Origin of the sequence: Paenibacillus sp. MMS20-IR301, assembly GCF_032302195.1 — a bacterium.
Taxonomy (GTDB): Bacteria; Bacillota; Bacilli; order Paenibacillales; family Paenibacillaceae; genus Paenibacillus_AQ.
Window position 1 is genome coordinate 358,470 of sequence record NZ_CP135275.1, and the last position, 23,372, is coordinate 381,841.

18 protein-coding genes are annotated in these 23,372 nt (G+C 51.2%); 14 read left to right on the top strand and 4 right to left on the bottom strand.

All coding sequences use genetic code 11. The annotated features are described in order from the left end of the window. From LOS79_RS01560 to LOS79_RS01590, 7 genes are all read left to right on the top strand, one after another. The gene (locus LOS79_RS01560) at positions 1–777 is read left to right on the top strand and encodes an NAD-dependent epimerase/dehydratase family protein (RefSeq protein WP_315415791.1); all 777 of its coding nucleotides are present in this window, start codon (positions 1–3) and stop codon (positions 775–777) included. 584 nt (positions 778–1,361) lie between these two features. After that, positions 1,362–3,158 carry a sensor histidine kinase gene (locus LOS79_RS01565; RefSeq protein ID WP_315415792.1) on the top strand — a complete coding sequence of 599 codons (1,797 nt, stop codon included), beginning with the start codon at positions 1,362–1,364 and terminating at the stop codon, positions 3,156–3,158. After that, the gene (locus tag LOS79_RS01570) at positions 3,151–4,422 is read left to right on the top strand and encodes a response regulator (RefSeq protein ID WP_315415793.1); all 1,272 of its coding nucleotides are present in this window, start codon (positions 3,151–3,153) and stop codon (positions 4,420–4,422) included. Before LOS79_RS01565 ends, LOS79_RS01570 begins: the two co-directional genes overlap by 8 nt. 107 nt (positions 4,423–4,529) lie before the next feature. Continuing rightward, positions 4,530–5,477, top strand: coding sequence for a carbohydrate ABC transporter permease (locus LOS79_RS01575; RefSeq protein WP_315415794.1), 948 nt, complete (start codon positions 4,530–4,532; stop codon positions 5,475–5,477). Then, complete coding sequence (locus LOS79_RS01580) at positions 5,470–6,309, top strand: carbohydrate ABC transporter permease (protein ID WP_315415795.1); 840 nt, start codon at positions 5,470–5,472, stop codon at positions 6,307–6,309. Before LOS79_RS01575 ends, LOS79_RS01580 begins: the two co-directional genes overlap by 8 nt. Before the next feature lie 94 nt (positions 6,310–6,403). Next, complete coding sequence (locus LOS79_RS01585; RefSeq protein WP_315415796.1) at positions 6,404–7,765, top strand: ABC transporter substrate-binding protein; 1,362 nt, start codon at positions 6,404–6,406, stop codon at positions 7,763–7,765. Between the two features lie 45 nt (positions 7,766–7,810). Next, complete coding sequence (locus LOS79_RS01590; protein ID WP_315415797.1) at positions 7,811–9,385, top strand: glycoside hydrolase family 43 protein; 1,575 nt, start codon at positions 7,811–7,813, stop codon at positions 9,383–9,385. Positions 9,386–9,449: 64 nt separating this feature from the next. On the opposite strand, the gene LOS79_RS01595 is transcribed toward LOS79_RS01590, so the two are convergent. From LOS79_RS01595 to LOS79_RS01610, 4 genes are all read right to left on the bottom strand, one after another. Beyond that, on the bottom strand, positions 9,450–9,857 hold the full coding sequence (locus tag LOS79_RS01595; RefSeq protein ID WP_315415798.1) for a C-glycoside deglycosidase beta subunit domain-containing protein: 408 nt from the start codon (positions 9,855–9,857) through the stop codon (positions 9,450–9,452). Positions 9,858–9,875: 18 nt separating this feature from the next. Continuing rightward, complete coding sequence (locus tag LOS79_RS01600; RefSeq protein ID WP_315415799.1) at positions 9,876–10,763, bottom strand: sugar phosphate isomerase/epimerase family protein; 888 nt, start codon at positions 10,761–10,763, stop codon at positions 9,876–9,878. A 129-nt stretch (positions 10,764–10,892) separates the two neighbouring features. Next, complete coding sequence (locus LOS79_RS01605; protein WP_315415800.1) at positions 10,893–12,500, bottom strand: response regulator transcription factor; 1,608 nt, start codon at positions 12,498–12,500, stop codon at positions 10,893–10,895. Positions 12,501–12,512: 12 nt separating this feature from the next. Beyond that, positions 12,513–14,288: a sensor histidine kinase gene (locus LOS79_RS01610; protein WP_315415801.1), complete on the bottom strand. Its 1,776-nt coding sequence runs from the start codon at positions 14,286–14,288 to the stop codon at positions 12,513–12,515. A 199-nt stretch (positions 14,289–14,487) separates the two neighbouring features. Between LOS79_RS01610 and LOS79_RS01615 the strand changes: the two genes are divergently transcribed. The 7 genes from LOS79_RS01615 to LOS79_RS01645 all read left to right on the top strand — a co-directional run bounded on the left by LOS79_RS01615 (position 14,488) and on the right by LOS79_RS01645 (position 23,360). Beyond that, entirely contained in the window at positions 14,488–15,423 is a 936-nt protein-coding gene (locus LOS79_RS01615; RefSeq protein ID WP_315415802.1) for a carbohydrate ABC transporter permease, read from the top strand. Positions 15,424–15,434: 11 nt separating this feature from the next. Next, positions 15,435–16,265 carry a carbohydrate ABC transporter permease gene (locus LOS79_RS01620; protein ID WP_315415803.1) on the top strand — a complete coding sequence of 277 codons (831 nt, stop codon included), beginning with the start codon at positions 15,435–15,437 and terminating at the stop codon, positions 16,263–16,265. A 27-nt stretch (positions 16,266–16,292) separates the two neighbouring features. Beyond that, positions 16,293–17,639 (top strand): ABC transporter substrate-binding protein, encoded by a 1,347-nt coding sequence (locus LOS79_RS01625; protein ID WP_315415804.1) that lies wholly within the window; start codon positions 16,293–16,295, stop codon positions 17,637–17,639. A 33-nt stretch (positions 17,640–17,672) separates the two neighbouring features. Continuing rightward, entirely contained in the window at positions 17,673–19,472 is a 1,800-nt protein-coding gene (gene uidA / locus LOS79_RS01630) for a beta-glucuronidase (protein ID WP_315415805.1), read from the top strand. A 179-nt stretch (positions 19,473–19,651) separates the two neighbouring features. Next, the gene (locus tag LOS79_RS01635; RefSeq protein ID WP_315415806.1) at positions 19,652–20,293 is read left to right on the top strand and encodes a TetR/AcrR family transcriptional regulator; all 642 of its coding nucleotides are present in this window, start codon (positions 19,652–19,654) and stop codon (positions 20,291–20,293) included. Positions 20,294–20,957: 664 nt separating this feature from the next. Then, the gene (locus LOS79_RS01640) at positions 20,958–22,358 is read left to right on the top strand and encodes a glycoside-pentoside-hexuronide (GPH):cation symporter (RefSeq protein WP_315415807.1); all 1,401 of its coding nucleotides are present in this window, start codon (positions 20,958–20,960) and stop codon (positions 22,356–22,358) included. Positions 22,359–22,568: 210 nt separating this feature from the next. After that, on the top strand, positions 22,569–23,360 hold the full coding sequence (locus LOS79_RS01645) for a sugar phosphate isomerase/epimerase family protein (RefSeq protein WP_315415808.1): 792 nt from the start codon (positions 22,569–22,571) through the stop codon (positions 23,358–23,360). Positions 23,361–23,372: the final 12 nt, after the last annotated feature.

The window sequence follows — 23,372 nt, forward strand, 5'->3', positions numbered from 1 at the left end:
ATGAAGCGCAAACTGCTCTTGACAGGGGCGTCAGGCAGAATCGGCAATGTGATCTATCAGGGCTTGAAGGCAGATGACAGGTATGCTATTACCGGTGCGGATATACAGGCGGATGAAGCGGAAGGGATTCTGCAGCTGGACATCACGGATGAAGCGCGGCTGGCTGAGCTGACGCGGGGAGCGGATGCCGTGCTGCATTTTGCCTGGATCAAGGATGAGGAGGATTTCCTCGGCAAAGTGCTGCAGGGGAATGTGAGCGGTGCTTATAAGCTGTTCGAGGCGGCGGCTGCAAACGGGGTGAAGCGGATAATCTTCGCCAGCTCAAATCACGCAACCGGCTTCTACCGGTCAGATGAGAAGACCGATGTCATGGACCCTTACCGGCCGGACAGCTTCTACGGGCTGAGCAAATGTTATATCGAGCTGCTCGGCCGCCTGTATGCGGATCAGGGCCGAATCTCATCCTTCAATATCCGGATCGGCAATTTCCCCGGCGATGACCGGCCCCATTCGGAGCGTGCAGGACATATCTGGATCTCTGAACGCGATATGCTGCAGCTGGTGATCTGCTGTATCGAAGCGGACGCCGGTATTCCATATATGAATCTATACGGCACTTCAGCTAATAGCGACAATTATTATGATATCGGTTATCTGGAGGATTCAATTGGCTACAAGCCGCTGGATGACGGAACGGAGCTGCTTGAGCAGGCGAAGGCTGCCGGCTGGAAAGTGCGCCAGGACGAGACCGCCTATCAGGGCGGGCAAAAGCTGTAGCAGGCAATAGAGAGTCTGCGCGGGACCCCATACCAGGGGTCTTTTTTATTGATCAGGGATTGGATTTTCACCATGAACAGCAGTAATCATCCAAAAATCCGGGGCGGGCAGCTGCCGCAAGTCTCATCTTTAAGCGGACAATCATGTACAATGAGCTGCCGCGCAGGTAAATGGACGGAATTGGCTCCCTGTTCAGCAAGCAGCCAGTCGCGTAATGGTTGTTCAAGTGACTGGCTGAGCGTTACGGACAGGAGAGGCGTTAAGCCAGCGGAAAGGCACCTGAGTGTTGGTCTTACGGACATGAGCGCCGTTATTTCACCGGAAAAGTGAAATTTGCCCATGAAAAGCGGCGGATAAGGGCCATGGTGTCCGCAAGACCGCCCAAAAGGCCTATTTTGAGCGAATAAAGGCTGTGGTGTCCATAAGGGTCTGTATTTCCCGCCTCCCCCGGTAATCAGGTGATAAGATTTGTTTCCTAATGTCCGATTATGTGTTAGACTCGAGCCTTATTAAAGCCCTTACATTTGAGCCGGCCGTAAAATTCAGACGCGCTGTACCGCAAACGGGGGAGAGGAAGAGGCCACATGAAGCGTTATTTTCTTGATAAGCCTATACAGGCTAAGCTGCTGATTACTTTTTTGCCGGTAATGATTCTGTCCGTTATTGCTACAGGCTCGTTCTCCTACTGGTCCGCCAGCGACCAGCTCCGCAAAAACTCGCTGTATTCGCAGGCGGATACCACCTATCAAACGGCTTTGTTTCTGGATGATAAGTTTCTGACTATATTTGAACAGCTGGTTAATCTGGAGGATACTACGTCGCTGCGTAATCTCTTGTCTGTGAACGATCAGGGGGATACCCCGCAGAAATTCAATGACATTATTGAGCTGCATAACCGGCTGGGCAATGTATACCACACCTATAATGCGATGGTCGATTCCATCTATGTTGCCTTCAATAACGGCCGTTCCTTCAGCCTCCAGCAGGAGTATGTACCCCGCAGCGTCTCGATCGACCTTCCGGCCTGGCAGCAGCGGTATAACACATCCGAGAAAGGCTACTATTGGCTCAACAGCCATAAAGACGCTGTCTTTGATACGGTAGAGGACAGGCGGGTGCTCAGCAGCTTCAAAATGATCGGTACACCCACCTCCTCCTCCAGCGGGATCGTGCTGATTAACCTGCGTGAAAGTTACTTTCTGGAAATTATGCAAAATGTGAAGATCAGCCCGAACGGTGCGCTGGCGTTAATCAGCCCGGACGGCGAGCTGTTCTCCAGGACATTGAAGGCAGACTATGAAGTGCAGCCGGATACGATTGCCGACCTGAGGCAGCTTGCGGGCGGGAACGGCAGTCTTACAGCGGGCAGCGCAGCCGGCCAGAAGCTGGATATTGCCTATCAGACGCTGCCGTTGAACGGCTGGGTGCTGGCGGCCATTGTACCGGAGAAGGATATTCTCGCGGGTGCGTCGCGTATCCAGTGGATCGTTCTGGCCGTAACCCTGGTCATTCTGGTGCTGGTCGCCGCGTCAGCGACGCTGGCTGCGCGCAACCTGAGCAATCCGATCCGTTACCTGTCCAAGCAGGTCAAACGCTTCGAGCGCGGGGATTTCAGTGTCAGCTTCGCGATTGACCAGCACAATGAGATCGGCGTCCTGGCTACCGGCCTGACCCGGCTCTCCGATTCGGTTGAGCAGCTGCTGAGCGAGGTCCGCGAGGAGCAGGAGCAGAAGCGCAAGGCGGAGATGCGGGCGCTGCAGGCGCAGATTCAGCCGCATTTTCTATATAATACGCTGGGTTCGATCAAGCATCTGATTGATCTGGAGGAGCGGGAACGCGCCTCCTTGATGGTGAGCGCCTTAACCCGGTATTTCCGTATCGGGATCAGCAAAGGCGCAGAGCTGATTACCCTGGCGGAAGAAATCGAGCATGTGCGCAGCTATCTCCTGATTCTGAATATCCGGTATAATCAGGATTTCGACTATACGATTGAGGTGGAAGATGAGCTGTTGTCCCTGCGCATCCCGAAGCTGACGCTGCAGCCGATCGTAGAGAATGCAGTCTATCACGGGATCAAGAACAAGCGCGGCAAAGGGCTGGTGGCCATAAAGGGGCATGCGGCGGAGGATACCGCAGTGCTTGAAATTTATGACAACGGACAAGGCATCCTGCCTGAGCGGCTTAGCCAGCTGCGCGCTTCACTCCAGGCGGATATTGCGGGTGACCATGCGCTGAGCTTCGGACTCTGGAATGCCCACCGCCGGCTGGTGCTGCAATTCGGACTGCCATACGGCCTGGCTATCGGCAGCGAGGAAATGAAATTCACCCGGGTAACGGTAGAGATGCCCCGTGTACAGAAAGAAGGAGACGCTCATGATTAAACTGCTCATTGTAGATGACGATATGTGGATCCGGGAAGGCCTTAAGCGCAATATCCGCTGGGAGCAGGCCGGAATCGAGGTAGCCGGTACGGCTGCCGACGGGGAAGAGGCGCTTGAGCGGATGCAGGAGCTGCAGCCGGATCTGGTGCTGACGGATATCCAAATGCCTTTTCTGGACGGGCTGCAGCTGGCCGAACGTATTAACGAGGTGTATGCCGGTACCAAGGTTGTCTTTCTGACCGGCTACGATGATTTCTCTTATGCCAAGCAGGCGCTGCGGCTGCAGGCGGCGGATTACATTCTGAAATATGAGGACAATGAAGTGATCTTAAACGCGGTGGCAGCGGCCGCCAGTACCTTTCTGGCGGAGAGGAAAGAGGCTGAAAAAGCCCGGAAGAGCCAGTCCCTGATCCAGAATAAGTTCCTGGCGGAGCTGCTTGAGGGCTGTGCCAATCCGCAGTGGGCCCGGGTTGAGCTGGGCAATCTGGGCATAGCGGCACCGGAAGAATTCTTTCAGGTTGCGGTGATTCAGCCGGAGGACGGCCGCCGGTTCGCCCGCCAGGGAGAAGGGGATAATGCGGAGCTGCTGCTCTTCTCTATCGGCAATATCTGCTCTGAGCTGGGGGCGGAGGCGTTCCCTTACCGGTATCCGGTAGTCTATAACAACCGGGTGAATCTGCTCTTTAACCTTCCCGCTGCGGATACAGGGGAGGACCCGGCGGCAGAATGCCTGCCAGTGCATCTGGAGAAAATCCGCCGGACACTGGAGGATTATTTGAAGCTTCAGGTCAGCGTTGGTCTGGGGACATGCCGCAAAGGTATAGAGCGGATCTCACTTTCTTACGGCGAGGCGCTGGCTGCTGCGCAGCTGAAGCCGATTACCGGCGAAGCCGGGGTGTTCGTCAGCGGTGAAATCCGCCATTCGCAGAGCTCGCATCATTCCCTGCTGAAGGAGATGGAGCGGTACATCCGGCAGCATTTCCGTGAGGAGGAGCTTAATCTGACGGCCATTGCCGGTCATGTTCATATTTCACCTGCCTATGCCAGCACGCTGTTCAAGAAGTATAAAGGCACCAACTTCAGTGAGTACCTGATTCAGCTGCGCATGGACAAGGCTGCGGAGCTGCTGGCGGCTACGGACGCGAAATCCTACGAGGTGGCGGAGCAGGTGGGCTACCGCAATCCGCAATACTTCAGCGTGCTGTTCAAGAAGCATTACGGCAAATCGCCTTCGGAATACCGCAGGGACCAGCAGCAGATATAAGGTGAAGTTATTTCAAACAAACCTGTTAAAGAAAACAAACAATCTTTGAAAGATAGTTTATTCAGCACGTTCACGCTCTGGTTTAAGATAAGCGTGGAGGTGCTGTTATGGAATTATCCCAATCAACCGGCGGCAAGAGAATGACCGTCAAATCTAAATTATCGCGTAAAAAAACAGGCGACCGCTGGTTTCCGTACCTGCTGATCGCACCGACGGTTCTGCTGATTGCAGGACTGCTCGTCTTCCCGATCTTCAGGGTGTTTGACCTCAGTGTGCAAAGCTATGATTTCACCAGGCTGCAGAAGGCAGGGTACATCGGGCTTGAGAACTTCCGGAATATCTTTACTAAGGATGATATGTTCTACTCTTCGCTGTGGATCACTGTGAAGTGGGTGCTGATAGAGGTAGTGCTGCAGCTGGTGTTCGGTCTGATTGTCGCGCTGCTGCTGAATCAGGCGTTCAGGCTGCGCGGTCTGGTCCGCTCCATGGTGCTTGTCCCTTGGGCCGTGTCGGGGGTACTCACCACCATGCTGTGGTCCCTGATGTTCAACCAGCATATCGGTGTCATTAACGATATCCTGATGAAGCTGGGCCTGATCTCTGAGCCGGTGGCCTGGCTGGCCAATATTCATACGGTTTTTGGCTCCGTGGTGGTCGCCGAGCTGTGGCGCGGCATTCCGTTCTTCGCAATTACACTGCTGGCTGCGCTGCAGACCATTCCGCATGAGGTATACGAATCCTGCGAGGTGGACGGGGCGGGGAGCGTCAAGAAGCTCTTTTTCATCACACTGCCTTTCCTGAAGGAAAGCATTGTATTCGCCACGCTGCTGCGGGCGATCTGGGAGTTTAACTCCATCGATATGATCTTCACTATGACGAACGGCGGACCGATGGATATGACAACCACGCTGCCGATTTACATGATGAAGACTTCTATCCTGGAAGGAAACTACGGTTACGGCTCGGCGATTGGTGTAGTTACGTTCGCCTTCCTGATGATCTTCGTTGTCCTGTACCTCAGACTGAACCGTTCAGGAGGGATGCAGGATGAATAGCAAATGGCAACGTAAGCTTGGTTCAAAGCTGTTATTCTACATTCCGCTTGCCCTTACACTGGCGTTCGTGCTGGTTCCGTTCCTCTGGGCTATTTCCACCTCGCTGAAGCGTGAGGCGGATGTGCTGAGCGGCACAGTCCGGTATATTCCGAGTCCGGCTACGTTCGAGAATTTCATTCATGTGTGGAATGACAACAATTTCTCGCAATATTTCCTGAACAGCGTGTTCGTGTCGGTTGTCTCTGTAGTGGCGATAACGGTGCTGTCCGTACTGAACGGCTACGCCATGAGCCGGTTTAAGTTCAAGGGCAAGGGAGCCTTCATGCTGGTGCTGCTGGCCACCCAAATGATGCCGGTCATCCTGTTCGTCATTCCGCTGTTCCTGATCTTCAAGAATCTCGGGATGATTAACACGCCATACGCACTGATCCTGTTCTACATCGTGCTCCAGGTTCCGTTCAACACGATCCTGATGCGCGGCTTCATCTCCTCGACACCGAAGGAGATTGACGAAGCGGCGATGGTGGACGGAGCCGGACGGCTGCGGATTATCTTCGCGATTATTATGCCGATTGTGCTGCCGGGAATTGTGGCTACCAGCGCATTCGCGTTCATCGGGGTATGGAATGAGTTCCTGGTCGCCTTCTCCTTCATTACAACGCCGGATCAGTTCACCATACCGATCGGCCTCAAATTCATGGTCGGCGAGTTCAGCGTCCAGTACGCATCGCTTGCGGCCGGCAGCATTATCGGGCTGATTCCGCCCGTGCTGCTCTTCATGTTCATTCAGCGTTATCTGGTCGAAGGACTGGGCGGCGCAGTCAAAGGCTAGTGTCCGGTATCGCAAGGACGGATAAGGCCTGACTGAACCTGCCGGACCCGTCCTTTGGATATACAAAAGTAATTCATTCGGGGAGGATCACAGTATGATGGGGAAACACAAAGGTAAACGCACGGCACTACTATCGGCAGCGCTCCTGCTGCTGCTTGCCGGCTGCGGCGGGAATAACGGCGGGAATGCCGCAAGTAACGGAGGAAATGCTGCGTCAGCGACAGATAGCGGGGCTGCCAAAGCGGCCAGCGGTGAGAAAGCCAAGATCAGCTTCTGGGCTGCGGCGGTCACGACAGAGCGCAACGCCTTCTTCGAAGAGATCGTGAAGCAATTCGAGCAGGAGAATCCGGATATTGATGTGGATTATCTGGGGGTTCCGGGAGACCTCGCGGCCTATGAGCAGAAGGTGAATGTAGCCATCTCTGCCGATCAGGCGCCGGATATTATGAACGATTTCAAATCCGACCTGCTGGCCCGCGGCGTGCTGGAGCCGCTGGATACGTATTATGAGCAGTGGGCAGACAAGGCGCTGATCAACCCTGAGCTGATTGCCAGTAACCGTAAGCTGGATACGGCTGAAGGAAAATTGTATGCGTTACCATACAGCTCACAGACCTGGAACCTGTGGGTCCGCCCGGACTGGTTCAAGGAAGCCGGCCTTGCACTGCCGGACACCTGGGACCAATTCTTTGATGCTGTCGCCAAAATGACGGACAAATCCAAAGACCGTTACGGCCTTAGTATCCGCGGCGGTGCGGGCAGTGCCAATACACTGGAGATGCTGATGTATGCGTATTCCGGCATCACCGATTATTTCACGGCAGAAGGCAAAGCAACGATTAATGATCCGCTTAATGTTGAATTTGTTGAGAAATATCTCGGTGCTTACAATGTATACACGCCTGAAGATGACTTGAACAAGGGCTGGAGCGAGCTGGCCGCGACCTTCCAGTCGGGCAAAGCCGGGATCGTTGTGCACAATTTAGGCTCCGCCAGCTCTCATGAGAAAGCCTTCGGCGGCGATTATACGAAGTTCGAGGCTGTACCTTTTCCAAAAAGCGTGAAGGGTTACCGCGAGCATCCCGGCCTCATGCCGCTGGGGCTGACGATGAGTAAATCGGCAAAGAACAAGGATGCGGTCTGGAAATTCATGACCTTCTATCTGTCGCATGACATCAACAGCAAATACGGCAAGCTGTACGGTGAAATCCCTGCCAACACAGAAGCAGCAGGCGATGAGTGGGTACAGGGTGTGCCGTACATGAAATCAGCGTCTGATCTGCTGAACAATACGGAGACGAAGTTCTCTGATGTGCCGTATTATCTGGCCGGATACTCCAATGTGCAGAAGTCGGTTGAACCGCTGATTCAGAAGGTGATGGCCAAGCAGCTGACTGCCAAGGAAATGCTCGATCAGTGGGCAGCACTGCTGGAGCAAGAGAAAGCAGAGCAATAAAGCACAAGGGGCCGGAGGAACTCCGGCCCGGAAGGAGCTGTTCAAGTGGAAACAACAAGTGCGCCTTGGGTACCCGATCTCGGCAATGGCCGGTACCGCAATCCGGTGCTCTATGCAGACTATTCCGACCCGGATGTAATCCGGGTCGGGGATGACTATTACATGACGGCCTCAAGCTTCAACCACATGCCGGGACTGCCGGTTCTGCATTCCCGCGATCTGGTGAACTGGACCCTGGTCAATCATGCACTGGAGCGGCTGGATTTGCCGGGATACGACCAGGTCCAGCACGGGAAGGGCGTATGGGCGCCCAGCCTGCGCCATCATGACGGGAAGTTCTGGATCTTCTTCGGCACTCCGGATGAAGGGATCTTCATGACCCAGGCGGAGGACCCGCTCGGAGCGTGGTCTGCACCTCATCTGGTCAAGGCTGCCAAGGGCTGGATTGACCCGTGTCCGTTCTGGGACGAGGACGGGCAGGCTTATCTGGTCCATGCCTTTGCCAAAAGCCGCAGCGGCATCAAGCATATTCTGCATGTGTGTGCGATGAGTCCGGACGGCAGAGAGCTGCTGGATGAAGGCAGGCTGATTATTGACGGAACAGCCGATCATCCGACGCTGGAAGGTCCCAAAATGTACAAGAGGGACGGATGGTATTATATTCTGGCCCCTGCCGGCGGCGTAGCGACGGGCTGGCAGGCTGCCTTCCGCTCCAAATCGATCTACGGTCCTTATGAGGACCAGATTGTTCTGGAGCAGGGCAATACCGGGGTCAATGGTCCGCATCAAGGCGGCTGGGTGGAGACTCCTAAGGGAGAAAGCTGGTTCCTGCACTTTCAGGACAAGGGAGCTTACGGGCGGATCATCCATCTGCAGCCGGTAGAATGGGTAGACGGCTGGCCGGTTATGGGGGAGGCGCCAGCCGGGAGTCTGACCGGACAGCCGGTATCCGGGTGGCATAAACCTGAGTCCTCCGGGGCAACACCGCCAGCTGCGCCGCAGACCTCCGACCGGTTCACCGAAGGCCGTCCCGGTCTGCAGTGGCAGTGGCAGGCCAATCCGCAGGCTGGCTGGATTGCAGCCGGCTACCCCGGTCCGGGCCTGCGGCTCCGTTCTGCGCCGCTCGGTACAGAGCGGCTGTATGATGCACCACAGCTCCTGATGCAGAAGTTCGCTGCGCCTGCATTCACGGCGCAGGTGCAGGTCAAACCGCAGTTCGGCGCATTGTCAGAGAGGGCCGGCCTGGTCGTGCTGGGTCATAAGGCGGTGCACTTAAGCCTGTTCACCGCAGAAGACGGCGGCCTGTGCCTGGGCCGGTTCGAGAGTCTGCCTGCGGATTCGGCAGAGAATGCGGAGTATGCTTTTACAGACGGCTTGGTGAAATTAGCTGCGGAGGCTGTTCATCTCCGGCTTACAGTATCAGACGAGGCTGTCTGCCAGCTTGCGTACAGCGAAGACGGGGATGCCTTCACGGAGATGGGGACATCATTCCGGCTCCAGGAAGGTGCAGGTGCCTGGGTTGGAGCCAAGTTCGGCATCTATGCAGCGGCTTGTGGTGCTGGTGCTTTGGCGGAGGAGCACGGATACGCACATTTCGAAGAATTTGAAGTCTGTTTGTAGGAAAATAAGAGCCACAGCCGTGAGCGAATCACGGCGTGGCTCTTACTTCTGCGTTCATGCACGCCTACACCAGCACCAAGGTTCTCTTTTGCGGCTTCATGCCGAGTACGGTATCCAGGGAGGGCGGGAAATATGAGCAGCTATAGGTATAGCTAAGCTCAATGTCATGCGGGCCGGAGCTTAAGCCGCCTGCTTTGACCACGGTAAAGACCGCAGGGTCAAGCACTCCCCAGTGGATATTACCTAATGAAGCCATTTCTCCCTGGGTATAAGTTACTCCGTTAATTGTCCAAGTAATTTGTTCCCCGCTGAAGGTTTCTCCGTCTACAGTGATAACAGCAGGACGCAGCTGGGACAGCCAGACTCCGCGGTAGTATAGCGAACGTATGGTCAGCTGGAAGCCGGTGGTCCGGCCGGCGGCATCTTTACTATTTTTGAAACCTCTGGATTGGATACATTCCTTGTCGAACATGGCTGTAATCTCCCTTCGTTATTCCCCGAGAATCTGTTTCATCATGGCCTGGTGCAGTCTCACCTGATAAGGGGCAGTGCCAAGCACATTTTTGTTCGGGCCTTCAAATTCACTTAGCATATAACCATCCCAGCCATGCGCGGCAAGCGTGCCGATAATTTCTCCGTAAGGGATGGTCATTTCTGTGAGCTCCCCAGTGACTTGTACAAATTTGGCATGGCAGCAATAAACGTAAGGCAGGAGCGGAATGATATCGGCAACCGGGCTGTGTTCACCTGGAGGCATGATGAAATCATCCGGTCCCCACAGGTCTGCAGGCAAAGCCTGAGTCTCAAATACACCGAAGTCGACGTTGAGTCCGAAATGCCTGGTGCCGGTACGCTGGATCAGCTCAACATATTCCTTGACCATGGCTGAATTCAGCAGGGTAGGGGCGTGGATTTCCGGGCACATAATAACGTCGTATTGCTTAGCATAGGGCAAGGCGGCTTCGATGATTTCTTTCCAGTTCTGCACCGGCGAGAGCGTCTCATCAATAACCCCCAGCTTGGTACGGAGAATCCGGAAGCCCAGGCGGTTAGCCAGCTTGAAATCCCGGACCAGCATCTCCAGTGATTCTTCAACCGACAGCTCTCTGCCTTCATACAGCCGGGAGTCCACCCAATGCCCGTATTCCACCGGAACAATATGATACTTGCTGATCAGCCGGTCCCAGTGCTCCAGCCATTCCTCACTAGGGTTCGGATAACCCGGAATATGCGAATTGGCGAGAATCTCAAGGCCGTTAGCGCCCATATCCTGCATTTCAGCAAACATGTCCTCGAGCGTCATCGAAACTCCGAATTCACTGGAGTAACTGTAGAGCGAGACCCCCCGTTTTGGTTTAATATCCGGTACTGTGCTCATGACAAGCTTCAACTCCTTTAATGTGTTACATTTACAAAGTAACAATGATTAACTATTAGTAAATGTAAAAACATTATATCCCCTTTCTTTGACCGGATGCAAGCGCTTAATTAGTGTTTTAATCACTTATCAGAGCGATTTACGGAATTCTGCGGGGGTCATGCCGGAGAAATTACGGAACAGCTTGATGAAGTAGCTGGTGTTGTCAAAGCCTAACTGCTCTGCAATTTCAACTATTGAGCTGTTTGTTTGATTCAACAGATCCCGGGCATACTCCATTTTCAGTTTGGTCACATACTCAATAAAGGTGAGTCCTGTCTCAATCTTGAACAGCCGGCTGAAATGAGTAGGGTTCAGACCAAGCCGGCGGGCCATTTCATCCATGCTTACCTTGTCGCCAATATGGTTCATGACATAACGCTTGGCTTCAGCCACTTCTTTTCGGACATTCTGTTTCCACATGGATCTCACCATCAATATCTTATCGTTCAGAAATTCCTCCAGCCATTCCATTAAGTGATCGAGAGTTTCAAGCTCGCGGATCGAGCGCTGATATTTTTCACTATTGAAATTGTTAACAAAATTTTGCATGACGATATATTTTAGTTCCAGCTCCATGACCATTTTGAGCAGCCAGCTTTTCACGCTCTCCACCGGATACTTCTTACCGCTGATATATTTCTTAATATCTGTGACCGTATAAGAGACGAGTGAGCTATTCTCCTGCTGGATGCAGTCTCTTAGTTGCTGAAGGAATTCAGAGTAATGAACGAACAGATCTTCATGGGTCGTTTTAAAGGGTTCGAGCTTCATAATAGTGCCTTCTGCCGTATAAAAGCGCAGGGTGCGGGAATCCAGTAAGGTCTGAATCTGCTTCTTGAGCTCAATCAGGCTTGACGTAGCCTCTCCGTAAAAAAATGAAATCTCCATACGCAGATGAAGCTTTGACATCGTCTGGACATGCCGGAATCTGTTTCTGTATTCTTCATGGAGATTGCGGACCAGAATCTGCGGAAAAGGGATGAACAGGATGAACTGCCGTTCGGTTAAGGCGAACTGGATAATTCCGTCAATTTCAAGAAATTCCTGAAGCACATTATCGATTACAAACTGCATGTTCACAATACCTCCGAACCGCCGTTCCAGCTCATAAGAGCGTTCCGGAATAGCCAGAACCGGAAGATAAGGAAGCCCCTTTAGCAGCCTTATCCCCATAATCCCGGCCTGCCTGAACCACTCTGCCTCATCCCAGACAGGCTGCTCCACAAACATGCGGATGAATCTCGTCCGGATGGCTGAATGATTCTGTGAGACCAGCTTCTGCATCTGCAGAAAATTATTTGCTGAGAGCAGTTTAGCTTCGAGCCGGGATACAGCCTCCGTAAGCACCGCAATGATCTGATCAATCTGCATGCTTTCTTTCAATATATACTCGGTAACATTCAGCTTCACTGCCTGCCGGGCATATTCAAATTCCCCGTGACAGGACAGAATGACCGCCTGAAGCTGAGGGTTGGCTTCCCTGGCCCTGCGGATTAATTCGAGCCCGTCCATCACCGGCATACCGATATCGGTAAGCAGGATATCAGGCTGGTGCAGCTGGCAGGCTTCCCAGGCTTGTCTGCCATCCGAGCATACAGCAGACAATTCCAGCCCCAGCGTATCCCAGGGAATGCTGGCGCTCAAATATTCCAGTACAGGATAGTGATCATCTGCCAAAACCACTTTATATATCAAATCCATCCGCTCCTATCTGTTCATAGGCAACACCAAACGTATGGTTGTGCGCTGCCCGTGAATACTCTCGATGTCCATTTCGAAATCGTCCCCGTAAATTAACTTCATCCGCTGATAGACATTAATTAGTCCGATGCCGTGAGCAGGCGGGCTGTCCGCCGGTCCGCTAAGATTCCTGGCCTTGATTTCAGCAGCCTTCTGCCGGACATGCTGCAGCAGCGAAGCCAGCTTAAGCTCATCCATGCCGGTACCGTTATCCTCGACTTTGATATGCAGCATGGATTTTATTTTTGCAATGGAAATGATAATCCTGCCTCCGCCCTGGACGAATCCATGCTTATAGGCGTTCTCAATAATCGGCTGCAGAATAAACCGCGGCAGAGCTTCAAGCAGCAATTCTTTGTCCACCTGGACGACAGAATCGGTAGGATATCTCATTGTAAACCGCATTAACTCCATATACTGCTTCGCGGAATCAAGCTCATAGGCAATGGATACAAATTCATCCTGATTCGAAAAAGTGGCCCGCAGCATAGACGATAAGGAGCCGACGATAAACGCATTCTCCTCATCGTGCTTCATTAGCAGCTTCAGGCGGATGGAGCTAAGCACGTTAAACAGAAAATGCGGGTTAATCTGCGCCTGCAGCATGGCCATCTCCGCATGGCGTTTCAATTCCTGTTCCATCTCTACCTGCTTGAGCATGAGCTGCACATGATCAAGCATGGTATCAAAAGACAGCCCCAGGCTGCCGATCTCATCCTTTCCCCGGATATTGGAGCGCACCATCAGATCTCCGGCCTCCACGCGGCGGGCAACCTTGCCCAGTACCAGCACAGGCTTTGTAAATCTGCGCAACAGATACGTTAAGGCGAACAGGAAGCTGACTGCAAAAACAGCCTGCAGGATTAAGCCTGTCCGGCTGATCCCGTTCAGCTTCTCCGTGAGCTGTTCGTAGGGAGCTACGCTGACCAGTCTCCATTTGGCATACTTAAGCGGCAGCGAGAGGAGCAGCTGATTCTCATCCTTGAATTCAACAATATCAGGGAACAGCAGCTCAGCTATGGGCAAGAGCGTATTGAAGTCAGACCCGATAAGATCCGGGTTGCGGTTCGACAGAATCGTCTCCTGGTCGTTGAGCAGATATACATCCTCTTCTAATGAAGCAAAACGTTCCCGGATCGCGGCCTCGCTGCGGCTGACGATCAGATAAGCATAGGGAGGAGTATTAAGACCTTCCCGCAAAGCCCGTGCGGTCATGAAGACAAACGGCTTATCCGGCTCCAGTGAGATCAGATAATTGGCTTCCGCCCCCAGAAATAAGGTGTCATACGGTGAGAGCTTCTCCAGGGTCTGGAACCAGCTCTGCCGGCTGAACTGCCTGGGGTCATAGTCATAGAAGGAATAATCAGAATAAGCATGTCCTTCATTGTCGAGCAGAGTCAGCCTTAAATCCAGGGTGTCGCCCGCCACCTGCTCCAGCCGGTTTGTCAGGGTGCGTGCGGCAACCGGATTGGTTTTGGCATCCTCCAGCAGGGTTTTCATCTCCGGATCAAAATGCACAAAATTCGAAACCGACACCATCTCTTCGAAGATCACATCAATCTGTGACTGGACAATCGTTAAAGATTGCGTGGATTTCTCCAGGGAGTGCTCCCGGATAATCAGCTTGGAATATACCGTTGTAATATACAGCATCCCTATCGCTGGTATAACGAGGCAGGCGATAGAGGTTAGTATCAGTTTTTGCCGGAAGGATAGCTGACTGAATTTAGATCTGTCTTTCATGAGTATTCCTCCAGTAATAGATCTTCACTAGACCATGGTACTTGATTTACCGGTTATCCTCATCCAATAAATTTTTCATTTCAGAAAAAATAATGCTATACAAACTTTTCGCGATAGATAAATTCGTTGCATGTGCAATGAAAAGAGCAATTTTATAATGAGGATACAAAAATAAAACGAGGTGGAAAAAGTGGAGGCTATGCCGAAAGAAGGGACTGTTAAACGGTTCAGCAAGCCGGGGGCAGGCAAAATGCGCAAGCAGGTTTTTTACGACAATATTGCGGGGTATTTATTCATTTCCCCCATGCTCATTCTAACCGTAACCCTGGTAATTATTCCGATTCTGTTATCCGGCGTGATCAGCTTTTCGGATTGGAATTTTGTGTCCGGGATCGATGGATTTCATTTTGTCGGGCTGGATAATTATACAAGGCTGGTGCAGGATGAATCTTTTCACCGGTCGCTGGTTAACAACCTGATCATGATTGCCGTGGTGCCGGTAGCGATGTTTCTGGCTTTGGTGTTAGCCGCTTTAATCAACAAGGCGACGTATTTCAAAACCTTTTTCAAAGTGATCTATTTCATGCCCTTTATTTCGAGCTTTGTGGCGATTGCCTTATTGTGGAGAGTGCTGTATCACCCGAGCAACGGTCCGATTAACGGATTTCTCAGGTCGGTTGGTGTGGACAATCCCCCCATGTGGCTGGCGGACCCCAAGTATGCGCTGATTTCGGTCATGATTATTATGGTATGGACTTCGCTCGGCTTCAACATGGTCATTTATCTGGCCGGTCTGCAGAATATTTCACGGGATTTGTATGAAGCTGCGGATGTGGATGGTGCATCACAGCTTAGGCAATTCTTCAGAATTACATTGCCTTTATTGTCTCCAACCTCCTTCTTCCTGCTGATCACAGGGATTGTCGGATCCTTCAAGGTGTTTGATCTGATTATGGTGTTGACGGGTGGCGGACCGGCAGGTTCAACCTCAGTTATTGTATTTTATCTGTATGAGGTTGCATTCGTTAATCTGGAATCGGGTTATGCATCTGCAATGGGAATCATTCTGCTGATCCTCATCCTGCTGGTAACCCTGATTCAATGGGTCGGACAAAAGAAATGGGTCAATTACTAGGAGGTTAGAACATGCGATCGATCAAGCTAAGCCGCGTTATTGTGACACTGTTCATGGGATTCGCTGGGATACTGTTTATTATGCCTTTCTTATGGATGCTCTCTGCTTCATTCAAGCCGGAGCTTGATGTTATGAAATACCCGATCCAGTGGATTCCGAAGACTTGGAATATGGTTGAGAACTACAGGCAGGTATGGGCGGGAGCCGTCCCGTTCAGCCTGTATTACTGGAACAGTATCAAGGTGACGCTGATGTCGACAGCGCTGTCATTGATCATTTCGGCTATGGCTGCTTACGGATTCTCCAAGATTGTCTTCAAGGGAAGGGATGCACTGTTCCTGCTGGTGCTGGCTACCTTTATGATTCCGACTCAGGCCATTCTGGTTCCACAATTTATTATGTACCGCTGGCTGGGACTGTTTGACAGTCATATCGGACTTGTGCTGCTTGCCGCCTCCGGTGTACTGGGCACCTTTTTACTGAGGCAGTTCTTCCTCGGCATCCATGACGAGATTATCGAATCCGCCCGGATTGATGCGGCAGGCCACTGGACGATCTTCAGCCGGATTGCCCTGCCGCTGGTACAGCCGGCTCTGGCAACTTATATGATTCTCCGTTTCATCTGGACCTGGAATGATTACCAGAATCCGCTGATCTTCCTCCGCTCTGATTCGTTGTTTACGCTACAGCTGGGCATCCGGAAATTCGCTGATTTCAGCGGGGAATTCTATTCTTTAATGATGGCAGGTGCGGTTTCAGCCATTCTACCTCTCTTAATTATCTTCATTATTGGACAGAAGCAGGTAATTGAGGGAGTTGCTATGGGAAGTGTCAAAGGCTAGACTAATTACATTATAGGGGGCTAAACCATGTTCAAAGCTAAACGGAAATTATTCATCATTGTACCGCTGTTGTCCATGCTGGTATCCGGTTGCGGAGCAGACAATACAGATGAAGGGGCTGCTGCTGGCGGTAATGGTAAGGGTACGAATGAAGCAGTAACGATTAAACTGAGCAGCTGGTATGCCAAAAAAATGGATAACTGGGATGTAGTCATTGCCGAGTTTGAGAAGCAGCATCCTGATATTAAGGTGGAGTTTGCTTCTGCTGAAGATAATAACTCCAATGAATACTACAAGAAGCTGGATCTTGCGGTTGCCGGCGGCGACGATCTGGACATCCTCATGTTCAGTAACATGACGTTTCTGTCGCAACGGGCAGAGCTGGGTATGATTCAGCCGCTCGATGACTACTTGGCTAAAGACGGAATTAATTACACAGATGAATATACATCCGATGCCAGAATCGGCGGCAAGGCCTACGGCTTGCCGGGTAAATCCTCCCAGGGTCTCGTTATTCTCAATGAGAACCATCTGAAAGAAGCAGGGCTTACGCTGCCTAAAGACTGGACCTATGATGAGTATATGAAGTATGCCAAAGCTCTGACCAAAACCGTGGACGGCAAAACCCGGTACGGCACTTATTTCCACAGCTGGATTCAATACGGATACCTTGTGCAGAACTTTAACCAGGCGGTGAATGCCAATCTGACAACGGATGACGGAAAGACTGCAAATATTGATAATCCGTATATGCGTAAATCGTTTGAGCTGCGCCTTCAGGGAGAGTCGGAAGGTTCTGCTACACCGTATGCGGAGGTAGTCAGCCAGAAGCTGAATTACCGACCGCAATATTTCAATCAGGATACAAGCATGCTGATTACCGGCTCATTCCTTGTTCCGGAGACAGGCGGGACGGACACCATTCCGGCCACGTTCAGGACGGTGTTTGCTCCGGTTCCCAAGATGAATGCCGGAGATCCGATATCAGCAAATGTAAGCGGCGATGTACTCAGTATATACAGCAAATCCAAGCATAAAGACGAGGCGTACACCTTCATCCGCTGGTTCTCGACTGAAGGCATTGTGCTGCAGGGAAAGAATATCCCTTCCTGGAAAAAGGCAGATCTGAATGATGTGGTTGACCGGATCATCGCCGGCAGCAAAAATCCGGATATGATTGATAAAGAATCTCTGCTCTATGTTCTGGAAAATACCAAGTCTACCACCACAGCTACAGCGGTATCTTATCATGCGGAGCTTGAGAAGGTATTGCTCGAGGAATTCGATAAAATGATGCTGTCCGGCCAGGATATCGATACAACCATTAACAATGCACAGACAAAGATCCAGAAGATTATTGATTCTAAATCCTGATTCACAGCTGTATTCAGAGAAGGAGTGCTGCTCGTGCTTTATCCTATAATGACAGATACCCGCAGTTTATACGATCTCGGCGGAATATGGAAGTTCAAGCTGGATCAGGGTTCAGGCTTTGACGAAAAATGGTACGCATCAAGGCTGACTGATACGATCCCCATGGCTGTTCCCTCTGCCTATAATGATCTTGGCGTAAGTCCGGAGATCCGCAATCATGTCGGCTGGGTGTGGTACGAGCGGGAGCTTACTCTTCCAATGAACATCTTGGATGAACGGCTTGTCCTCCGGTTCGGCTCGGCAACCCATAAAGCCAAGGTATTCATCAACGGGAGCTTTGTAATGGAGCATTCCGGCGGTTTTTTACCCTTTGAAGCTGAGATTAATGACTGTGTACAGCAGGGAAGTAACCGGTTAACGGTTGCTGTCCATAATGTTGTCGATTACACGACGCTGCCTGTAGGACTGTATACAGAAGCCGAGCTGCCCGGCGGGGCAATCAGGCTTAAGAATCAGCCGAATTTCGATTTCTTCAACTTCGCGGGGCTGCAGCGGCCGGTGAAAATCTACTCAACACCGCAAACCTTCATTGAGGACGTAACCGTCATCACCGGCTATCACGGGGAGACCGGGACGGTCCGCTATAACGTGGACATCAGCGGGGAGGCCGATGTCCGGGTCACGGTACTGGATGAGGAGGGGAATGCGCTCTGCTCCGGTTCGGGGATGTCCGGCCAGCTGGATATTCCCTCCGTTACCCTGTGGCAGCCGCTGAATGCCTATCTGTATACCTTGAAGGTTGAACTCCTGCAATCAGAGCAGGTCATTGATGTCTACGGACTGCCGTTTGGCGTGCGGACGGTCGAAGTGAGGAACGGCCAGTTCCTGATTAACAACCAGCCGTTCTATTTCAAGGGCTATGGCAAGCATGAGGATACTCCCTTTCATGGACGGGGTCTGGATGAAGCGGCGAATATCATGGATTTCAATCTGATGAAATGGTCGGGAGCCAACTCCTTCCGCACTGCGCACTATCCGTATTCCGAAGAAGTCATGCGTCTTGCCGACCGCGAGGGCTTTGTTGTCATTGATGAGACTCCGGCAGTAGGGCTCGATCTCAATTTCCTAGTGATGGTATCCGGGGGAGCGAAGAAGGATACCTGGAAAGAAGTCAAGACCTTCGAGCATCACCGGCAGGTCATCCGGGAACTGATTAAGCGGGATAAGAATCATGCGTGTGTGGTCATGTGGAATGTGGCTAATGAACCGGCTACCTATGAAGAAGGAGCCTATGAATACTTCAAACCGCTGATTGAGCAGCTGCGGGAAGAGGATCCGCAGCACCGCCCGGTTACGCTGGTGACACATATTGAGTCTTCGCCGGAGAAGGATGTCATCTCTGAATTGATTGACGTACTTGCCTTCAACCGGTATTACGGCTGGTATGTGGATGGAGGAGATCTGGAATCCGCCAAAGCCAAGCTGCGGCTGGAGCTGAAGGCCTGGACGGAGCGCTGCCCGGGCAAACCGATGATGATGACCGAATACGGGACCGATACTGTAGCCGGACTTCATGATGTGGAGCCGATTATGTTCACGGAAGAATATCAGGTGGAATTCTACAGGGCTAACCATGAGATCTTCGACGAATTTGCCGATTTCGTAGGCGAGCAGGTCTGGAATTTCGCAGACTTTGCCACCAGCCAGGGGATTATCCGGGTCCAGGGCAATAAGAAGGGGATCTTCACCCGGGAACGTAAGCCCAAGGCGGCAGCTCATGAGCTGCGCAGACGCTGGACGGCTATACCGGATTTCGGATATAAGCAGAAATAAGCTTACTATACAATATTAAGCCCGTCATGATGTCCGGCTGCAATTTATGCAGCGTTCATTATGGCGGTTTTTTTGAATGGACCCCCGTATTGTTTCCCAAAAGTAAAGTATGCTATTATACGGTATATGGTTAAACATTGATAAATGATTAACATGATATGACGATGAGGTGAGCGAAAATGGAAATGACATGGCATCAGGATGTGCGCAACCGCAGCCGGGAGGAATTAATCTCTGCCGGGCTTGAGGTGCTGATTGAACAAAACTTCACCAAGGTTGGGCTTAAAGAGGTCTGCAGCCGGGCCAATATCAGCAAGGTTACCTTTTACAAATGCTTTGCTTCAATTGATGAGATGATCTTTGCGATTCAGCACAGGATTATGGGTGAGATTACCGAGTATCTGGAAGCACGGATGAACCTGGAAGCTACCGGGGCTGAGCTGCTGGAACGGTATTTGAATCTTTGGGTGGAGCTGTTATCCGAGCAGACTGACAAGGTGAAATTTATCGGCTTCTTCGATCACACCTACAGCGATCATTATCCGAATTCAGAGCTTCAGGAATCCTACAATAATCTGGTGCAGGAGAATGTCCTCGGTAAAATGCTGAATGATATCATTGAGCGCGGGATAGCCGACGGCACGCTGAAAAGCAGTCTCGATGCCAATCTGATTACCCACTTCATCTTCGTCACCAATATCAGCTTAATGCAGAAGCTGGCCTTCCGGGGCAGACTGCTGGAGCAGGAGCACGGGGCGGTTGTCAAAGAGCTGTCGAAGACGTTCAAAGAGTTCATTCTTAATTATGTCGCCAAGGGCTAGGGCAGATGTGAGCAGTGACAATTAGAGCAGGGAATTAAAGTGTGAAACCTCCGGCGGGCTGCGGGGGTTTTTTGTGTAGGAAAAATAATTCCGAAAAATGTTGATGATTGCAGAACCCGCATGTTCGGCGTACGGAATTAGATGGATTTTCTCCACTTGCTGATGAATGGAACGGTCTATTTCTGGCAACAGTTGGATAAACAGCACTTAATTTAAGGCTGATCAGCCAAAATAGAGGAAATGCATAAAATTAAATGACGTTTATCCGCCTAATTCCCGTAAAAGCTCCAAAACCGCTAAATTAAGCTATGTTTGTCCAACTAAATATGGCTCGCGTTATTGTCTCTTGTGAACAGCCCGGGGGTATGTTATTTTGAATTCATATAATTACTATTAGTTAACCATTATCTATTTGTAAACATTTCCTGATAACGGTAAAAGGATAAAAAAAGCATGCTGATTTTTAACCTGATCAACGCGGGGGATATCCTGCGCTTGCAGAACTGAACAAAAATCACCTGTTCAAATGATTAAATATGAAAAGGCTCCGGGGCTGGCTGCATTCTATAATGAAAGCGGAATCAATACTGAAGCGCAAAGATAGAAAAAGAGATCTGATTTTTTTGCGAATCATGTAAGCGATTAAATAAGGGAGATGAATGTCATGCAAACGACAAATCTAGCAACTGAAATTCCGGTGTCCGGTGCGGTTACGCCGCAGGCCAGCGGCAAGTTAAGCCTCAAAGAAAGATTAAGCTATGGCCTTGGTGACCTGGGCTCCAACCTGATGTGGGGGATTGTCGGAAGCTTTCTGTTATATTTCTATACCGATGTTGCGTTAATACCGGTTGCAGCTACGGGGACACTGATCCTGGTTGCCCGGATTCTGGATTCTATTATTGATCCTGTTATCGGCGGCATGGTGGACCGGACCAATACGAAATACGGACGCGCGAAGCCCTATATCCTGTTCGGAATTATCCCGTTCGCGGTGATGCTGATTCTGACTTTTACCAGCCCTGATGTTTCAGCAACGGGTAAAATTATTTATGCCTCTGTTACGTATATTATTGCCGGACTGCTGTATTCCCTGGTGAATGTTCCTTACGGCGCACTTATGCCGATGATGACCCGGAACGGCGAAGAGAAGAATCAGCTGTCCAGCTACCGGATGGTCGGCATGGCTGTCGGCAGTATTATTGTAACCGCTTTTACTACGCCTATGGTCGGGTTCTTCGGGGGCGGTAATGAGCAAAAGGGCTATCTGTTCACCACCATCGTATTTGCCGTGCTCAGTGCAGTCATGTTCTTGATTGTCTATAAAAATTGCAAAGAGCGCTATGTTGAACCTGTATCCGCGGTCAAAGAGAAAGGCTTCCTGCTTCAGACTTATAAAAGCGCATTCAAAAATACGCCTTGGGTAACAACAGTACTGTTCTCGCTGCTCATGTTCATCCGGACAGGCGCGACGGTAGCGATTACCATCTATTTCTCCCTGCATGTGCTGCATAATCCAAGAATGATCTCGATTCTGCTTCCTTCGCTGTACGTATCCATTCTGTTCTCGGCAGCGATTGCGCCGGCATTCCTGAAGAAATTCAAGCAGCGCAAGGGCAACATTATCGCTCAGGTATTGTTCATGATCGGGCTGATGCTTATGCCGCTGTTCCAGAGCAATATGGTACTGTTCGTAGGCCTGTGGTTCCTGGCCAATGTTTTTGGCGGAATCAGCTCCGGTGCCGTATTCAGTATGATCGCTAACTCCGTAGACTATAACGAATGGAAATTCAACAAGAAGGCCGAAGGCACCTTGTATGCCGGGTACAGCTTTGCCACCAAAGTCGGCATGGCACTGGGAAGTGCTGTAGTCGGATACACCCTGGCGCTGACCGGATATAATGCCGCGAATGTAACCGCAGGCGCTTCGTCGGCGATCAATGTGCTGTTCTATGCCATTCCGCTGGTATGCACCGTGCTGCAGATTATTGCTGTTTCCTTCTACAAGCTGGACAGCATTCATCCGCAGGTAGTCCGTGAGCTGGAGGCAAGAAGAAGCGCAGTGTAATTTCTGCAGATTCAAGTTCAGAGGCGGCATAATATACTCAGGCAATGCTGTAAGGTTTTCGGACTTATGGCATTGCTTTTTTGATTTTTAGGCGCAATTTACTTGTAAAAGCAGCGGATTTTTGTTAAAATAGCATTAAAGAGTTACTTGTAGTAAATCATTAAATATAAATAAATCATTCTACTGGTGATAGAGAAGGGAAGCGGACATATGAGGCTGGGTATTATTGCGCAAGTGAGCGAGGAGAGCTTTAGCGAAGCCAGACGCAGAGGGTTGAGTTTTCTGGAGTTTACCGTGAACGAAGGAGACGATGTGGAGGCATTCTGCAGCCAGCTTGAGCAGATTGCGGAATGGAGTGCCAACTATAATGTGGCGGTCGGTTCGATCGGACGCTGGAAATCACTGCGCATTGATGAGCAGGGGGAGATTATTCAGGAGGAGCTGGAGCGCTGCTATAAGCTGATTGATGCCGCGAGCAGGCTGAATTGCCGTAGCTTCGTGGCCGGCTGCAACTATGTGGATGAGCTGTCCTTATACGCCAACTGCACAGCTGCAATCGCCTTCTTCAGTGAACTGCTCGCTTACGCCAAAACGAGGAATGTCCAGGTCTCTACCTATAATTGCCGCAAGGTCAATTTCGTGAATACGCCTGATATCTGGAGTATCATCCATGGACATCTGCCGGAGCTCGGGATTAAGTATGATCCGTCGCATGCCCGTTTCTTCGGCGGTGATTATCTGCAGGAGGCGCTGGACTGGGGGCACCGGTTCACTCATGTTCATCTGAAGGGCTCGCTGCTCGTGAACGGCAAGAAAGTGGATGAACCGCCTGCCGGCATGGACCAGACCGACTGGCGCTCCTTCATCGCAGTGCTAAGGGCAACCGGATATGATGCCGGACTGAGCATTGAACCGCGCAAATCTGCCCTGCCGGATGAGCTGGCGGATAAGGGCATTGATTACTCAGCTGAATACTTCCGCAAACTGCTGCTTGAGCTGTAAGTGATACACTCC

Bases quoted from the DNA above. Each gene is read 5' to 3' on its own strand.
- LOS79_RS01645 (WP_315415808.1), top strand. From the start codon at position 22,569: ATGAGGCTGGGTATTATTGCGCAAGTGAGCGAGGAGAGCTTTAGCGAA.
- LOS79_RS01585 (WP_315415796.1), top strand. From the start codon at position 6,404: ATGATGGGGAAACACAAAGGTAAACGCACGGCACTACTATCGGCAGCG.
- LOS79_RS01620 (WP_315415803.1), top strand. From the start codon at position 15,435: ATGCGATCGATCAAGCTAAGCCGCGTTATTGTGACACTGTTCATGGGA.
- LOS79_RS01615 (WP_315415802.1), top strand. From the start codon at position 14,488: ATGCCGAAAGAAGGGACTGTTAAACGGTTCAGCAAGCCGGGGGCAGGC.
- LOS79_RS01610 (WP_315415801.1), bottom strand. From the start codon at position 14,288: ATGAAAGACAGATCTAAATTCAGTCAGCTATCCTTCCGGCAAAAACTG.
- LOS79_RS01570 (WP_315415793.1), top strand. From the start codon at position 3,151: ATGATTAAACTGCTCATTGTAGATGACGATATGTGGATCCGGGAAGGC.
- LOS79_RS01640 (WP_315415807.1), top strand. From the start codon at position 20,958: ATGCAAACGACAAATCTAGCAACTGAAATTCCGGTGTCCGGTGCGGTT.
- LOS79_RS01600 (WP_315415799.1), bottom strand. From the start codon at position 10,763: ATGAGCACAGTACCGGATATTAAACCAAAACGGGGGGTCTCGCTCTAC.
- LOS79_RS01580 (WP_315415795.1), top strand. From the start codon at position 5,470: ATGAATAGCAAATGGCAACGTAAGCTTGGTTCAAAGCTGTTATTCTAC.
- LOS79_RS01560 (WP_315415791.1), top strand. From the start codon at position 1: ATGAAGCGCAAACTGCTCTTGACAGGGGCGTCAGGCAGAATCGGCAAT.
- LOS79_RS01575 (WP_315415794.1), top strand. From the start codon at position 4,530: ATGGAATTATCCCAATCAACCGGCGGCAAGAGAATGACCGTCAAATCT.
- LOS79_RS01565 (WP_315415792.1), top strand. From the start codon at position 1,362: ATGAAGCGTTATTTTCTTGATAAGCCTATACAGGCTAAGCTGCTGATT.
- LOS79_RS01595 (WP_315415798.1), bottom strand. From the start codon at position 9,857: ATGTTCGACAAGGAATGTATCCAATCCAGAGGTTTCAAAAATAGTAAA.
- LOS79_RS01625 (WP_315415804.1), top strand. From the start codon at position 16,293: ATGTTCAAAGCTAAACGGAAATTATTCATCATTGTACCGCTGTTGTCC.
- LOS79_RS01635 (WP_315415806.1), top strand. From the start codon at position 19,652: ATGGAAATGACATGGCATCAGGATGTGCGCAACCGCAGCCGGGAGGAA.